Genomic DNA, 14455 nt, shown 5'->3' with positions numbered 1-14455 from the left:
CGAAATGGATGCTTCGGAATTCAACTGATACGCCCCAAGTGTATCTTGCGTCACATAGACTGAGGTCAAAGACGCAAGGTGCAGGCAAAGGAGCCGGTGTTGTTTGAAGTAAGCGATGACCAGAAGTCGTTGATCGAGATGGTTCATGATTTCGCCGAGACCAGGATTGCTCCCAACGCCCTGAAGTGGGACCAGGAACAGCACTTCCCGGTGGATGTGCTGGCCGAGGCCGGCCAGCTGGGCATGGGCGGCATCTATGTTTCGGAAGACCATGGCGGATCGGGCCTGACCCGCAGCGACGCTGTGCTGGTCTTCGAGGAACTGGCCAAGGCCGATCCGACATTGGCCGCCTATATTTCCATCCACAACATGGTGGTGTGGATGCTGGACACCTTCGGCAATGACGAGCAGCGTGCCGCCTGGCTGCCATCGATGACCACGATGGAAGACCTCGGCTCCTACTGCCTGACCGAGCCGGGCGTCGGCTCCGACGCGGCGGCCCTGTCGACCCGGGCCCGCCGGGACGGGGACGAATATGTGCTCAGCGGGGTCAAGCAGTTCATCTCCGGCGCTGGCAGCTCGGCGCTCTACATCGTCATGGCCCGCACCGCCGATACCGGTTCGCGCGGCATCAGCGCCTTCCTGGTCCCCGGAGATGCCGAGGGCCTGAGCTTCGGGCCGAACGAGAAGAAGATGGGCTGGAAGGCGCAGCCCACCCGCCAGGTGATCATGGAAGGCGTGCGCATCCCCGCCGGCAATCTGCTGGGCACCGAAGGGCAGGGATTCTCCATGGCCATGCAGGCGCTGAACGGCGGACGGCTGAACATCGGTGCCTGCTCGCTGGGTGGCGGGCAGAGCGCGCTGGAGAAATCGGCGCTGTACCTCAAGGAACGCCAGGCCTTCGGCGGGCCGCTGACCAGGCAGGAGGCCCTGGTCTTCAAGCTGGCCGAGATGGACATGGAACTGGAAGCCGCCCGCTCGCTGCTGCGCCGTGCCGCGGCCGCCCTGGACGCCAAGAGCCCGGACCGGGTGCGGTTGTGCGCGATGGCCAAGAAGATGGCCTCGGATGCCGGCTTCAATGCCGCCAACAGCGCGATCCAGCTGCACGGCGGCTACGGCTACCTGGCTGACTACGGGATGGAGAAGATCGCCCGGGACCTGCGCGTGCACCAGATCCTGGAAGGCACCAACGAGATCATGTCGCTGATCGTCGGGCGCTCGCTGCTGGAATCCTGAGCCAGGGCGGCGGCTAGCCTCTGGGTTGCCGCTCCGAGTCCCGCACCGGGTGTGACGACTGCGAATCCTCGGGATTCGGGTGGACTGGGGAAATCACCGGCTTGCTGGACATGATCTGCTCGATGCTGCCCAGCTCCATCGCATCCAGCAAGGTGCGCTGGGTGGGACGCATCATTTTGACCTCGCCGCGCTCAAGCGCAGCGAACAGCGCTTCGGGGCTGGTCCACTTGGAAATCACCGCTTCGGTGGTCTGGTGGATCGGTTCCTGGCCTGCGCGCAATGCAGCGACGAAGAAATAGGTGTCGAACCGCCGAGGGAATCCGGCTGGGGTGACCCAGTTGGCCCATGGATGCAGTTGGCCAGGATCCAGCAGCAGGCCGGTTTCCTCGAAGACTTCGCGCCGGGCTGCGAAGAGGACCTCGCCGGCCAGGTGCGGCGCGCGTTCCCGGCCTTCGGCAAGGACCGAGGTGTGCGCCCAACGCTGGACGTGATCGCTGAGCACTGCCGGATCCATTTCGGCCTCGTCTGCCGCCTGTCCGTCCTGGAGATCAACTCGTCCGCCGGGATAGACCACCATGCCTGCCGCGAAGTCCATCGTGTTCACGCGGTGCTGGACGAATACTTCGAATCCGGCGGCTGCCTCGCGCAGCAGCAGAACGCTGGCTGCCTTGCGGATGGGGACCTCAGCGGGGGTCGGAGGTATCGGGGAAGTCGTCATTGCTTACCGTGTCCTTGGCTCGTGGATTGCGAAATAGCCTTTGAATGCCAGCTTAGCTTCTGGCGCACAGCCAACGCAGATCCAACGGTAATCACTGTGCAAGCCTGCACATTTGCCTGCGGAATCTGCACAGCCAATGCCGTTGACCGGTGTCCTTGCCGGAGCTTACGTTGAAACGAAGGGCGGTGCACGCAATTGCGGCCAGCGCACCGGGACGATCCAGTGGAGCTAAGCAGAGGATGGGCCACATGGCTGAAGAGAACAGGCAGGGTCCTGAAGGGCTGGCCGGGCGCCGGGCCTTGGTTACCGGTGGCGCGTCGGGCATCGGCTTGGCCAGCGCGACGGCATTGGCCCGCGCCGGTGCGGATGTGACCATTGCCGATGTGGACGAGCAGGCGGCCGGGCAAGCGGCGAGGGCACTTGGCGGGAAGGCGTGGGCCGTGGATCTCTCGGATACCAAATCCTTGGAAGAGCTCAGCCTGGATATCGACATCCTGGTCAACAATGCCGGCGTGCAGAGGGTGGCCCCGATCCATGAATTTGATCCCGAAGCCTGGAGGCTGATCCACCGGCTCATGCTGGAATCTCCCTTCCTGCTGATCCGTGCGGCATTGCCGGGCATGCGCGAGCGCGGCTTCGGGCGCATCATCAATATTTCATCCATCCACGGCCTGCGGGCCAGCGCTTTCAAGAGCGCCTACGTGGCGGCCAAGCACGGGCTGGAAGGGCTGTCGAAGGCCACGGCGCTGGAAGGAGCGGACTTCGGGATCACCAGCAACTCCATCAACCCCGGGTATGTGCGCACGCCGCTGGTCCAGAAGCAGATTGCCGATCAGGCCAAGGTCCACGGCATCGAAGAATCCGAGGTGGTGCAGAAAATCATGCTGACCGAGGGGGCGATCAAGCGGATGGTGGAACCCGAAGAGGTGGCGTCCCTGGTGGCTTGGCTGTGCGCTGATGCGGCGGGCATGGTCACCGGAGCGTCCTACGCCATGGACGGCGGATGGAGCGCGAGGTGACGGCGACGCCATCGGCAGGCGGCCAGTCCGTCCTATCGAGCCGCCGCAGGCATATGATCGTGATATGGAAAGCGATTCGCCCTCATCGAAAAGCCTGTCCCACTGGCTGCAGATCTCCTCTCTGGAACTGCTGGTGGGCATTGCCGACCACGGCAGCCTGAGTGCCGGGGCCCGGGAGGCCGGGATGGCGCAGCCCAATGCCTCGCGCGCCTTGAAAGCCCTGGAACGCCGCTTGGGATATTCCCTGGTCACCCGTAAGACCACCGGCTCCACGCTGACCGCCGAGGGCGTGCTCACCGTGCAATGGGCCCGGGAAGCGTTGGCCAGCTTGGAAGCCTTGGCTGCCGGTGCCAGGTCGCTGGCTGATGCAGGGGGATCCGAGCTGCAATTCGGGGCGAGCATGACGGTGGCCGAGTACTTGGCGCCGCAGTGGATCGGCCGGCTGCACCAGGTGCTGCCGCAGATCACGCCGCGCATGCGGATCATGAATTCGCAGGATGTCATCCGTGCCGTGCAGCAAGGCGAGGTCGGCCTCGGTTTCGTGGAAACCCCGCATATACCGTTGGGACTCAAGAGCAAGCCGGTGTTCCGCGACGAGATGCTGATTGTGGTCGCGCCCGGGCATGAATGGGCGAAGCGCGATCAGCCGCTGACTTTGCACGAGCTGCAGAGCACGGCGCTGATCGAGCGCGAAGAAGGCTCGGGCACCCGCGCGTTCCTGGACTATATCGCCCATGCCCAGCGGCCCAAACCGGTGGCCGAATTCAACAGCAATGCGACCATTTGCCAGTGCGCGGCCGGCGGCATGGGGCCGGCGGTGCTCAGCCAACTGGCGGTGGAAAGCCAGCTGGCGGCCGGAACCCTGGTGGAGATCGCCTTTGACGGCCCCGCCCTGCTGCGCGAGCTGCACGCCATCTGGCCGGCGGCGCAGGTGCTGGGCCGCACCGAGCAGACGCTGCTGCAGATCGCCGCGGATCACGAGTCCCACTCCGCCTGAAGCAGGAAACCGGGCAGCTGCAACTGCAGCTGCCCGGTTTCGGCTGGGGCCTGTGGCAGGGTCTTGCCCCTAGCTGGAGACCCTTTCGACCTTGCTGCCCAGCTCCGTGGTGGGCACCCGGTAGGTTTCGCGCGCGGTCATCGCCGCGACGGAGGCGATCAGCGAGATCGCCGCGGTGAAGATGCTGATCTGCACCCACCCATTGGCTTCCAGGCCGCCCAGGGCGGCGACGATGGACGGGGCGAACCCTGCCATCAAGAAGCCGATCTGGGTGCCGATGGCCAGGCCGGAGAAGCGGACCTGGGAGGAGAACATCTCGGCGTAGAAGCTCGGCCAGACAGCATTGGCCGCGGCGTAGGCGCAGGAGAAGACCAGCACCGAGAGGCCGAACTGCGCCAGCGCGTTATCCGTTTCCATGGAGCGCAGGTAGAACGGCATGAAGGCCGCGGAGCCCAGTGCGCCGTAGATGAATACCGGCTTGCGCCCGATCTTGTCCGCCAGCATGCCGAACAGCGGCTGGGTGAACAGCGCGCCGATGTTGCCAGCTACCACCAGCCATAGGGTGATGGACTCGTCCATGTTGCCGATCGTCTTGCCGTAGGAGATGGCCAGCGTGCCGTAGACGGTGGACACCGCGGCGATGAAGGCGCATAGGATGACGCGCAGCACGTCCTTCCAGTGGAACTTCAGCAGCACCGCCAGCGGGAGCTTGGCGATCTCGTTGTTCTTCTTGGCTTCCTCGAATTCCGGGGTTTCGTGCAGCGAGCGGCGGATGAAGAAGGTGACGATCACGACGAGGGCAGAGAGCCAGAACGGGATGCGCCAGCCGATGCCGTACTTGATCTCATCGGGCAGGGCGACCACCGGGATGAAGATCAGCGCGGCCAGGATCTGCCCGCCCTGGGTGCCGGTCAGCGTCCATGAGGTGAAGAAGCTGCGGCGGTGGTCCGGCGCATGCTCCAGCGACATGGAGGAGGCCCCGGCCTGCTCGCCGGCAGCCGACAGGCCCTGGCACAGGCGGGCGAAGACCAGCAGGATCGGGGACAGCCAGCCGACCTGGTCGAAGGTGGGCAGGCAGCCGATCAGGAAGGTGGAGGCGCCCATCAGGATCAGCGTGAACATCAGCACCTTCTGCCGGCCGACGCGGTCGCCGAAGTGCCCGACGAAGATGGCGCCGATGGGGCGTGCCACATAGGCGAAGCCGAAGGTCGCCAGCGACATCACCGCTGCGTTGGTGGAAGTATCCGGGAAGAAGATATGCGGGAAAATGAGCGCGGCGGCGGAGCCGAAGATGAAGAAGTCGTAGTATTCAACGGCGCTTCCCATGAAACTGGCGACGGCCGCCTTGACTGGAGTGCGCTTGGGGCTTCCGGTGCCGTCGGGCGCCGTTGCCTGGTGTGCAGCTTGCATCGGGATACTCCCTGATCGAGTGGTTTGGAGGGGAACTCGTCCTAAGTGTGCGCATTCCGTACACTTGTTCGGAATGTGTTCATTGGTTTACAGTAGATGCAAATCACAAACAGGGCAAGACCTGATGCCAATTTTGAAGGGCAGCGACGAAAATGAGTACACCCAGCGAGTCGTTCCTGGTGGGACTGATCGGCGAGGGCGTGATGCCTTCGCTCACGCCTCCCATGCACGAGCATGAAGCCGACGCGCAATCCCTGCGCTACCTGTACCGGCCGATCGACCTCGCGGTGCTGCAACGGCCCGGGCAGGATGTCGGGACGCTGCTGGCCGCCGGAGCCGAGCTGGGCTACAACGCCTTCAACATCACCCACCCCTGCAAGCAGCTGGTGCTCGAGCACCTCGACGGGATCTCGGACAGCGCGCGGAAGATCGGCGCGGTGAATACCGTTCTCATCGAGGACGGCAAGTTCTACGGGCACAACACCGACGCCTCCGGCTTCGCCCGCGCCCTGGCCACCGGGCTGCCCGGAGCCAACCTGGCCAAGGTGCTGCAGCTGGGAGCCGGCGGCGCCGGAGCCGCCGTGGCCTACGCGCTGCTGGACTCGGGCACCACCGAGCTGCACATCGTGGATTTGGACGCGGAGCGGGTCGAGCACCGCGTGGCCGAGCTGCGCAGCCACTTCCCGCAGGCGCAGATCTTCGCCGCGACCCCGGATGAGGTGCCGGGCCTGCTGCCTGGCAAGGACGGGCTGCTCAACGCCACCCCGATCGGCATGCACCACCACCCGGGCCTGCCGCTGGATATCGCGGCGCTGACTGCGCATCACTGGGTGGCCGACTGCATCTACCGCCCGGTGGACACCGAGCTGATCACCGCCGCCCGCGCGTTGGGCTGCCAGGTCCTGGACGGCGGGCACATGGCCGTGGGCCAGGCGGTGGACGCTTTCGAAATCATTACCGGAATCAAGCCGGATGCCGCGCGGATGCGCGCGCACCTGCTGGCCATGCTGGAAGAAGGACGCTGATGCGCACATCAATCGCCACCGTATGCCTGTCAGGAACACTGGAAGAGAAGATGCTGGCCTGCTCCAAGGCCGGATTCGACGGGATCGAGATCTTTGAGCAGGACCTGCTGGTCAGCCCGATGTCCCCGGAAGAAGTCAGGGCCATGGCCGACCGGCTGGGGCTGGGCCTGGACTTGTTCCAGCCCTTCCGCGACTTCGAGGGCGTCACCGAAGCGCAGCTGCAGGCCAACCTGCATCGCGCCGAAGCCAAGTTCCAGCTGATGAACCGGCTGGGCATGGACCTGGTGCTGCTGTGCTCCAACGTCGCCACCGCCACCATCGATAATGATGAGCTGTTCATCGCGCAGCTGCGCCAGCTGGCCGAGCTGGCCGCCGGCTACGGCGTGCGCATCGCCTACGAGGCGCTGGCCTGGGGCAAGTACGTGAACACCTACCAGCATTCCTGGCGCATCGTGCAGGGTGTGGACCGGCCGAACTTCGGGCTGTGCCTGGACAGCTTCCACATTCTCTCGCGCGGGGATGACCCGGCGCAGATCGCGCAGATCCCCGGCGAGAAGATCTTCTTCGTGCAGCTGGCCGACGCTCCGGTACTGTCCATGGACATCCTCTCCTGGTCGCGGCATTACCGGCTCTTCCCGGGCCAGGGCGGTTTCGCGCTGGATGAGTTCATGCTCCACCTGGTCCGATCCGGCTATGCAGGCATTGTCTCCCTGGAGATCTTCAATGACGTCTTCCGCCAGTCCAATGTCGAGCGGACCGCAATCGACGGACTGCGCTCGCTGAAGTGGCTGCAGTCCCAGGCCGCCGGGCTGCTGGCCGGCAGTGGCCAGCATTCGGCCCTGGAGCTGGAGGCGCTGCCCGGGGCCCAGGAAGCCACGGCTTTCGACTTCGCCGAGATCCGAACCGAGGACCCGGAGCGCGTGGCAGGGATGCTGGCGCAGCTGGGCTTTGCCTTCAAGGGCCAGCACCGGCGCAAGCCGGTGCAGCTGTGGGCTTCGGGCGAAGCCCGGATCATCATCAACTCCCAGCGCAGCCGCGGCGTCGAAGCGGCGGTCTCCGGCTTCGGCGTGCAGGTTCCTGATCCGGGCGCTGGGGGCGCACGCGGCACGTCGCTGCTGGCCACCAAGGTCCCGCGCCAGCAGACGCACCACGAGCAGGAGCTGCCCGGCTTCCTGGCACCGGATGAAACCGAGGTCTTCTTCAGCTCCCCAGCTAATACGCGCAACTGGGAACGCGAATTCCTGGACGCCGGCGAGGCCGCGCCGGAAACCGGAAATCCTGCGGTGGACGGTATCGACCACATCAACCTGGCCCAGCCTTGGCAGTGCTTCGATGAATCGGTGCTGTTCTACAGCAGCGTGCTCAACCTGGAAATGATGCCGGGCACCGAGGTGCCCAGCCCCATGGGGCTGGTGCGTTCCCAGGTGCTGCGCACCGCCGACTCCTGCGTCCGGCTGGCCTTGAACATCGTGCCGCAGGGGCTGGAAAAAGCCATCGAGCGCCATCACGAGTACCCGGAGCATGTGGCCCTGCGCACCGGCGACATCGTTCAGCTGGCGCGTTCCGCCCGTGCCCGGGGGATGGAATTCCTGCCGGTGCCGGCCAACTACTACGAGGATCTGGCCGCCCGCTTCGAGCTGGACGGGCAGCTGCTGGCTACGCTCAAGGAGCTGAATCTGCTCTATGACCGGGATGAGCAGGGCGAGTTCCTGCATTTCTACACCAAGACGCTCGGGAACATGTTCTTCGAGGTGGTTGAGCGCCGTGCTGGCTACGATGGGTACGGGGCGCCCAATGCGCCGGTCCGGCTGGCTGCGCAATTCGAGAGCAACCGCTGGAGCAGGAACTAGGAACACGGGGGACCGTCGAGTGGAACAGCGGCCGGATTATTTCGTTAAATCCACGGAAAAGACCTTGGCCGTGCTGCTGGCATTCAATGCCGGCGCCACCGAGCTGACGGTCTCCCAGGTCGCGGCCGCTACGGACCAGACCCGGGCCTCGGCCCGGCGGTTCCTGCTCACCTTGGCAGATCTCGGGTACCTGGAAGCGCAGGGCAGCACCTTCCGGCAGACCCCGCGGGTGCTGGACATCGGAGCTTCCTACCTCTCCGGGCTCACGCTGCCCCAGGCGGCCACCGCCCACCTGCAATCGCTGGCGCACGAACTGGAGGAGACCTCGTCCCTGTGCGTGCTCGAAGGCCAGGACATCCTCTATGTGGAACGCGTCGCCGCGCCGCGCCTGCATTTGATGAACGTGTCCATCGGCAACCGGCTGCCGGCCTGGGCGACCTCGATGGGACGCGTGCTGATCGCGCAGCTGGCCGAGGCCGAGCAGGAATCCTTCCTGGAGCGCGTGCAGCTCCAGCGGTACACCGAGCATACGGTGGCGGACCTGGATGCGTTGCGCAGGGAACTGGACACGGTGCGCGAGCAGGGCTGGTCCCTGGTCAACCAGGAACTCGACGAGGGGTTGCGCGGTCTGGCCGTGCCGGTCTACCGCAAGAACCAGCTGCTAGGGGCGCTGAACATCTCGGTCCAGGCCGGGCGCAACAACCCCGAGGCCATCAAGCAGATCCTGCTGCCCAAGCTGCGCGAAGCCGCCACGGCGATCGCAGACGACTTCGGCGGCCGGCTGGCCTGAGCATCCCTCCGGTTCAGCCGCCGCGGCGACGGGAGCACCGTCACCGCTACGGCCAAGCTGGCAGGCACACCGTGGCGCTGCACCACGATGGGGTGCGGCCCACGACCGCTACGAGCCGGACGGTGCCGGAGCTGTCGGGGCGTTGCCCGGCCGCTGCCCATCAGGCATTGCCGGGGCGTTGCCGGGAGGCATGCCTCCCGGAGCCCCGCCACCGGCAGGTTCGGTGTTCGTATCCACATTGACCGTGAGGCTGACGGTGTAGCCGGAGCCGGTGTTCCCAGTGACGGTTGCCAGTTGGGCGGCTCCCGAATCCTCGCCAAAGACATTGTCCGAGTCCAGGCCCACCCCCTGCATATTCTTCACCGACTGCTCGTAGCCGGTGGTTGCGTACACCGCGGTGCAGGTCTCCTGCGGCAAGGCGACCTGCGAGGTGGCGATCGCTGTGGTGTGATCGGTGATCGAATCGGTATCCGGGTACACCTCGAAGTGGATGTGCGGCCAGCGTCCGGCATAGCATGCCGGGAAGATGCTGGTGTAGCGTACGATGCCGTCGGCATCGGCCACCTGGACCCCGCGCAGGTAGTTCTCATCTTCCAGTCCGCTGGAGTACATGGAGTATTCCCCGGACCGGTCGCAGTGCCACACGTACACTGCCACACCGGCGAAGGGCTGGTTGTTATTGGCCATGTCCACGATCTTCAGCTCAAGGGTCATTTCGATGCCCTCGGCCGTGGTGGTGCTGGTGCCGAAGCTGGAACGGATGTCGCTGCGGACGATTCCGCTTTGCTCCAGCACGTCCGGACCATTGGACCCGTCGCCCGGGTAGGGGCCGGCCGTCTCGTCAGGGATCTCCGCAGCGGTGGAGGACGAAGCGGTGCCCTTGCTGCCGGTGGGGGAGCAGGCGGCCAGGGCGAACGCGAGCGTGCCCACGCCCACACCGGCCAGAACCTTGCGCCGCTCGATCAGGGTGCCGACGTCGAAGGACAGCCCCTGGTCCTCGAGATCTTCTTCGGGCCTCGGCAGCGGCCGGTTTCCGAACCAGCGCGGTGGGGGATTCATGGTGCACTCCTTGAGCCAGGTGAAATGGGGCTGTTTGCCGTGTTCACTACCGTATGCAGACGGATCATGGCCCAGCACAGGAGGCACTGTGGGTATTCTGAGAAGGGTTGGCCGCTAGCCTTGGTTGGAGGCGATGGCCTGCTCAAGCAGCAGCGAGAGCCGGCGCACGCCCTCGGCGATGGTTTCCTCGTCGACCGAGCAGAACGCCAAGCGCAGCTTATTGCTGGCCTCGCCAGAGGGGCTGAAAGCGGCCCCAGGAATGAAGATGACCCCTGCCTTCACGCCCTGCTGGAGCAGCGCGTAGGTGTCGATGCCTTCGGGCAGGGTCAGCCAGATGAAGAATCCGCCCTCGGGATGGGTGTGGGTGACCCCAGCAGGCAGGTACTTGGCCAAGGCGGCGAGCATCGCATCGCGGCGCGAACGGTACAGGTCGTTGTACTTGGTGATCTGCCCTTTCCAGTCATGCTCGTTGAGGTAGGCGCTGATGATCATCTGGTTCAGGGTCGGCGGGCACAGGGCTACCGCTTCGCCGGCCAGGTAGAAGCGGCGGAACAGGTGGGTGGGCACCGCGGCCCAGCCGATGCGCAGGCCCGGTGCGAAGATCTTGGAGAAGGAACCCATGTAGATCACGTTCTCCGGATCCAGGCTGCGCAGCGTGGGCGCCGGGGTGCCCTCGTAGCGCAGCATCCCGTACGGATTGTCTTCCAGGATCAGGATGCCGGCTTCGCGGCAAATCTCCACGATTTCCTGGCGGCGCTCGGCAGCCAGCGTGATGCCCGAAGGGTTGTTGAAGTTCGGGATGGTGTAGAGGAACTTGATGCGCTCGCCGGCCGCGCGCAATTCGGCAATGCGCTCGCGCAGGGCAGCGGGAATCAGCCCGTTCTCGTCGGTGCCCACCGGGCGGGCGGTCACCTGGTAGGCCTCGAAGGTGTTCAGCGCGCCAACATAGGTCGGGTCTTCGCAGAGCACCGTGTCGCCGGGATTGCAGAACACCTTGCAGGCCATGTCCTGGGCCGATTGGGAGCCGTTGGTGACCACGACATCCTCGATGCCCACATTGGTGATGCCCTCGGCTGCCATGACGTCGATGATCTGCGCACGCAGTTCGGGGGTGCCCAGCCCGGAGCCGTACTGCAGTGCTTCGGGGCCCTGCTCGACGATGATGCGCTGGGCCATCTCGCCGATCTTTTCCAGCGGGAGCAGCTGCAGGAAGGGGTTGCCTCCGGCCAGGGATACCAGCGAAGGGTCCAGCGACAGCTCGAACACGTCGCGCACCGCAGATTGCTTGATTCCCGCCGCGCGCTCGGAAAGCAGGGACTCGTGCAAAGTAGTCAGCGATTGTGATGCGGTGGTCATGGTTCTCCTCGGCCGGGGCTCCCGCTGGCGGGAGCGTGATTCCTGCGCTGGGTGCGGCACAAGAATTGTTTTCAAATAGAATACTTTGGTATTCCAGCAGGAAATTCAGGGCTTGGCAAGACCTGGGCATCCAGCAACGCGATTCCGTGCCTCAGCTCGAGGCATGGCGCTCCTCGATGGCCAGCTGGGCCAGCGCCGCGTTCACGCGATTGTGGAGTTTCTCCGCAAGATTCCGGGGCTTGCTCCCCGCCAGCCAGCACTGCGTGGCCAAATGGGCCAGCAGCTCGACGCAGTCCGCAGAAGCACGGAAATATCCGGACCGGGACAGGGCGATGGCAGCATCGATGATCAGCAATGACGCATCCAGTGCGCTATCGGCGGCTTGCGTGGCGCGCTGCCCGCTGGGTGCGTGGCGTTCGCGCATCACCAGCTCGCGGATCTCCGTGAGCTTTTCGGGAATGGAAACCACCGCGCGGTGCGCCCGGTTCTGCACCCCCATGAGCTGCAACGGCCTGATGGCGGCCAGCAGCATGCCGACCATGGCGAACGCCGACAGGCCTGCAACGCCGAGCTTGGCCAGCAGAATTCCTGCGGCGATGGCCAACCCTGCCACCCCGAGAATGATGAGGAAGATCGCCAGGCTGCCGAAACGCGGCTTTTTCGGTTCCGGGCGAAGCGCACGGGTCCTGGTGAGCCGGTCGAGGCTCGCGCGGATTTCGGACAGGTCGGGAACGCCCAACCTGCCTTGTGAGATCCGCTGGGCGTCGCGCCACGCCTGGGTGCGCCGGCGGCTGCGCAGGACCTGGAAGATTTGCCACCCGGCCAGCAGGGGAAGGGCGAGCGTGAAAAAGAGCAGCGCGGCGGTGCCCAAGCTGATGTCGCCTGCCTGGTGCATGCCGTAGGCGCCCATCCAGGCGAACAGCGAATACCCGGGAACCCGGATCAGCAGACGATCCCACCAGGCGACTTCCTGCGGAGTGCTGGCGGATGAACCGGCCGGCTTGCTCATTTTCCGGTTTCGCCTCGCGAATCCAGCCACGCTTGAATGGCGCTCGGGCGGATGCGGCGATGCGTGCCGCGGTATTCCACCGGGATGATCCCGGAATCGGCCAGCTTGCGCAGATAGCTGTTGGAGATGCCTGCCATCTGGGCCGCCTGGGAAGTATTGAGCAGCAACTCGGGCGTGCCGATGCTGACCGACTCGCCATCGGCGAAGCGCGACAGCACCTCGATCAGCGCCTGGTGGGCTTCCTTGGGCAGCTGCAGGGCAGTGCCGTTGACGAATACTGTCGTGTCATTCGACTCGTCCAACGCACGGCGCAATCGCACCGTGGTCTTCTCGTCCAACGCTTCGAAAGTGCGGACCCTGCCTAGTGCTGAAGTCGGTGATGCCATGGCCCCAATTTTGCCCGAGATGCTCCTGAACCGCACCTCATGACGCTGGGCCTCGGCAACGTGCGGCGCTTGAATTGTGACGCGCATACGACGAAAGGGGGTTGAATTGCGCCAAACGGTTCCCGTATGGTGGAAAACGTAGGTCTAAAGAAAGTACTGACCAGCCATCTTCCGGCACACCATGACGGATCCTTCAGCCTCACCCGGCGTAGCCCGATTGGGAATTGTGTACATGGAAGCCTGACACCCTCCTTAATTGCCTGTGGGTCACGCTCCGTTGCGGTCGGATGAATGGTCATGCGCGTTCCTACGCTCTGCCACCAATTTCGTGGGTACTGCGTTTTCGTCAATCAGAACTTTCTTGAAAGAAGAGCTATTCAATGTCTGTTGAATCCACCAAAGACCTGTCCACCATCACCGACGCAGAGATTTTCGACGCCCACCTCGGCGGCAAGCTTTCCGTCTCCTCGCAGATGCCGCTGAATACCAAGCGCGACCTGTCCATTGCCTACACCCCGGGTGTAGCCAAGGTGTCCCAAGCCATTGCCGATGATCCGGCCAAGCACGCCACCCACACCTGGGCTTCCCGCCTGGTCGCTGTGGTTTCCGACGGCACCGCGGTGCTCGGCCTGGGCGATATCGGCGCCGCCGCCTCGCTTCCGGTCATGGAAGGCAAGAGCGCGCTGTTCAAGGAATTCGGCGGACTGGATTCGATTCCGCTGGTGCTAGACACCACCGATGTGGATGAAATCGTCGAGACCGTCATCCGCCTGCGTCCGAGCTTCGGCGCAGTGAATCTGGAAGACATCTCCGCCCCGCGCTGCTTCGAAATCGAGAAGCGCCTGATCGAGGCCCTGGACATCCCGGTCATGCACGATGACCAGCACGGCACCGCCGTCGTGGTGCTGGCAGCGCTGATCGGTGCGGCCCGCCAGACCAACCGCGACATCAGCTCGCTGAAGGTTGTCATCTCCGGCGCAGGTTCGGCCGGCGTCGCCGTCACCAACCTGCTGCTTTCGGCCGGCGTGGATGATGTCATCGTGCTCGACTCGCGCGGCACCATCCACCGCGAACGCGACGACCTGAACCCGGTCAAGGCCGACCTGGCGGCGCGCACCAACCGCGAAGATGTCATGGGCGGCTTGGCCGAGGCCCTGGATGGCGCCGACGTCGTGGTAGGCCTTTCCTCGTCGACCTTTGCTGAGTCTGCGGTGGCGAAGATGAACAAGGACGCCATCATCTTCGCGCTGTCCAACCCGACCCCGGAGATCATGCCGGATGTCGCCGCGAAGTATGCAGCGGTCGTAGCCACCGGACGCAGCGACTTCCCGAACCAGATCAACAACGTGCTGGCCTTCCCAGGCATCTTCCGCGGAGCCCTCGACTCGGGCGCCAAGAAGATCACCGAAGGCATGAAGGTCGCGGCGGCCCACGCCATTGCCAACCTGGTCGGCGATGACCTGGCTCCGGGCTACATCATTCCTTCGGCAACCGACGATCGCGTAATGCCTGCCGTGGCTGCGGCTGTGGCTGCGGAAGCCGAAAAGAACCAGTAGATATTTCACGCGAAAAGCTGCCTGCAACCTACCGTTGCAGGCAG

General features: G+C 64.8%; 13 protein-coding genes. 7 read left to right on the top strand and 6 right to left on the bottom strand.

What is annotated here, in order from left to right; translation table 11 throughout:
- The first annotated feature begins 99 nt into the window (after window positions 1-99).
- Complete coding sequence (locus F0M17_RS14005; protein ID WP_038993272.1) at window positions 100-1236, top strand: acyl-CoA dehydrogenase family protein; 1137 nt, start codon at window positions 100-102, stop codon at window positions 1234-1236.
- Window positions 1237-1249: 13 nt separating this feature from the next.
- On the opposite strand, the gene F0M17_RS14000 is transcribed toward F0M17_RS14005, so the two are convergent.
- Complete coding sequence (locus F0M17_RS14000) at window positions 1250-1954, bottom strand: NUDIX domain-containing protein (RefSeq protein ID WP_052254047.1); 705 nt, start codon at window positions 1952-1954, stop codon at window positions 1250-1252.
- 248 nt (window positions 1955-2202) lie between these two features.
- Between F0M17_RS14000 and F0M17_RS13995 the strand changes: the two genes are divergently transcribed.
- Both F0M17_RS13995 and F0M17_RS13990 read left to right on the top strand, forming a co-directional pair.
- Window positions 2203-2973, top strand: a complete 771-nt coding sequence (locus tag F0M17_RS13995; protein ID WP_149597348.1) for a 3-hydroxybutyrate dehydrogenase — start codon at window positions 2203-2205, stop codon at window positions 2971-2973.
- Between the two features lie 64 nt (window positions 2974-3037).
- Entirely contained in the window at window positions 3038-3970 is a 933-nt protein-coding gene (locus F0M17_RS13990; protein ID WP_149597347.1) for a LysR family transcriptional regulator, read from the top strand.
- A 69-nt stretch (window positions 3971-4039) separates the two neighbouring features.
- Here F0M17_RS13990 and F0M17_RS13985 read toward each other — a convergent pair whose 3' ends face one another.
- Window positions 4040-5380, bottom strand: coding sequence for an MFS transporter (locus F0M17_RS13985; RefSeq protein ID WP_121867369.1), 1341 nt, complete (start codon window positions 5378-5380; stop codon window positions 4040-4042).
- 152 nt (window positions 5381-5532) lie between these two features.
- Here F0M17_RS13985 and F0M17_RS13980 point away from each other — a divergent pair, with 152 nt between their 5' ends.
- From F0M17_RS13980 to F0M17_RS13970, 3 genes are read left to right on the top strand one after another with little or no spacing between them, the layout of a single operon-like run.
- On the top strand, window positions 5533-6405 hold the full coding sequence (locus tag F0M17_RS13980) for a shikimate dehydrogenase (protein ID WP_073707776.1): 873 nt from the start codon (window positions 5533-5535) through the stop codon (window positions 6403-6405).
- A complete protein-coding gene (locus tag F0M17_RS13975) occupies window positions 6405-8255 on the top strand; it encodes a bifunctional sugar phosphate isomerase/epimerase/4-hydroxyphenylpyruvate dioxygenase family protein (protein ID WP_141357277.1) in 1851 nt (616 codons plus the stop codon). Before F0M17_RS13980 ends, F0M17_RS13975 begins: the two co-directional genes overlap by 1 nt.
- Window positions 8256-8274: 19 nt before the next feature.
- Entirely contained in the window at window positions 8275-9045 is a 771-nt protein-coding gene (locus tag F0M17_RS13970) for an IclR family transcriptional regulator C-terminal domain-containing protein (protein ID WP_073707778.1), read from the top strand.
- Between the two features lie 108 nt (window positions 9046-9153).
- On the opposite strand, the gene F0M17_RS13965 is transcribed toward F0M17_RS13970, so the two are convergent.
- The 4 genes from F0M17_RS13965 to F0M17_RS13950 form a co-directional block, all read right to left on the bottom strand.
- Entirely contained in the window at window positions 9154-10104 is a 951-nt protein-coding gene (locus F0M17_RS13965; RefSeq protein ID WP_073707779.1) for an intradiol ring-cleavage dioxygenase, read from the bottom strand.
- A 114-nt stretch (window positions 10105-10218) separates the two neighbouring features.
- Window positions 10219-11460 (bottom strand): PLP-dependent aminotransferase family protein, encoded by a 1242-nt coding sequence (locus F0M17_RS13960; RefSeq protein WP_121867364.1) that lies wholly within the window; start codon window positions 11458-11460, stop codon window positions 10219-10221.
- Between the two features lie 151 nt (window positions 11461-11611).
- Window positions 11612-12469, bottom strand: a complete 858-nt coding sequence (locus tag F0M17_RS13955; RefSeq protein ID WP_149597346.1) for a hypothetical protein — start codon at window positions 12467-12469, stop codon at window positions 11612-11614.
- Entirely contained in the window at window positions 12466-12855 is a 390-nt protein-coding gene (locus F0M17_RS13950; protein ID WP_066141726.1) for a helix-turn-helix domain-containing protein, read from the bottom strand. Before F0M17_RS13950 ends, F0M17_RS13955 begins: the two co-directional genes overlap by 4 nt.
- A 380-nt stretch (window positions 12856-13235) precedes the next feature.
- On the opposite strand from F0M17_RS13950, the gene F0M17_RS13945 reads away from it, so the two are divergent.
- On the top strand, window positions 13236-14411 hold the full coding sequence (locus F0M17_RS13945) for an NADP-dependent malic enzyme (RefSeq protein WP_038993290.1): 1176 nt from the start codon (window positions 13236-13238) through the stop codon (window positions 14409-14411).
- Window positions 14412-14455: the final 44 nt, after the last annotated feature.

The organism is Glutamicibacter sp. ZJUTW (genome assembly GCF_008370855.1).
Lineage (GTDB): Bacteria > Actinomycetota > Actinomycetes > Actinomycetales > Micrococcaceae > Glutamicibacter > Glutamicibacter nicotianae.
The sequence above is the reverse complement of the archived record's forward strand: the minus strand, read 5'-3'. Positions and strand labels throughout refer to the sequence as shown.

What these genes read in the sequence shown, in the direction of transcription:
- F0M17_RS13945 (WP_038993290.1), top strand. Translation starts at nt 13,236, where the DNA reads ATGTCTGTTGAATCCACCAAAGACCTGTCCACCATCACCGACGCAGAG.
- F0M17_RS13950 (WP_066141726.1), bottom strand. Translation starts at nt 12,855, where the DNA reads ATGGCATCACCGACTTCAGCACTAGGCAGGGTCCGCACTTTCGAAGCG.
- F0M17_RS13980 (WP_073707776.1), top strand. Translation starts at nt 5,533, where the DNA reads ATGAGTACACCCAGCGAGTCGTTCCTGGTGGGACTGATCGGCGAGGGC.
- F0M17_RS13995 (WP_149597348.1), top strand. Translation starts at nt 2,203, where the DNA reads ATGGCTGAAGAGAACAGGCAGGGTCCTGAAGGGCTGGCCGGGCGCCGG.
- F0M17_RS13975 (WP_141357277.1), top strand. Translation starts at nt 6,405, where the DNA reads ATGCGCACATCAATCGCCACCGTATGCCTGTCAGGAACACTGGAAGAG.
- F0M17_RS13990 (WP_149597347.1), top strand. Translation starts at nt 3,038, where the DNA reads ATGGAAAGCGATTCGCCCTCATCGAAAAGCCTGTCCCACTGGCTGCAG.
- F0M17_RS13985 (WP_121867369.1), bottom strand. Translation starts at nt 5,380, where the DNA reads ATGCAAGCTGCACACCAGGCAACGGCGCCCGACGGCACCGGAAGCCCC.
- F0M17_RS13965 (WP_073707779.1), bottom strand. Translation starts at nt 10,104, where the DNA reads ATGAATCCCCCACCGCGCTGGTTCGGAAACCGGCCGCTGCCGAGGCCC.
- F0M17_RS13955 (WP_149597346.1), bottom strand. Translation starts at nt 12,469, where the DNA reads ATGAGCAAGCCGGCCGGTTCATCCGCCAGCACTCCGCAGGAAGTCGCC.
- F0M17_RS13960 (WP_121867364.1), bottom strand. Translation starts at nt 11,460, where the DNA reads ATGACCACCGCATCACAATCGCTGACTACTTTGCACGAGTCCCTGCTT.
- F0M17_RS14000 (WP_052254047.1), bottom strand. Translation starts at nt 1,954, where the DNA reads ATGACGACTTCCCCGATACCTCCGACCCCCGCTGAGGTCCCCATCCGC.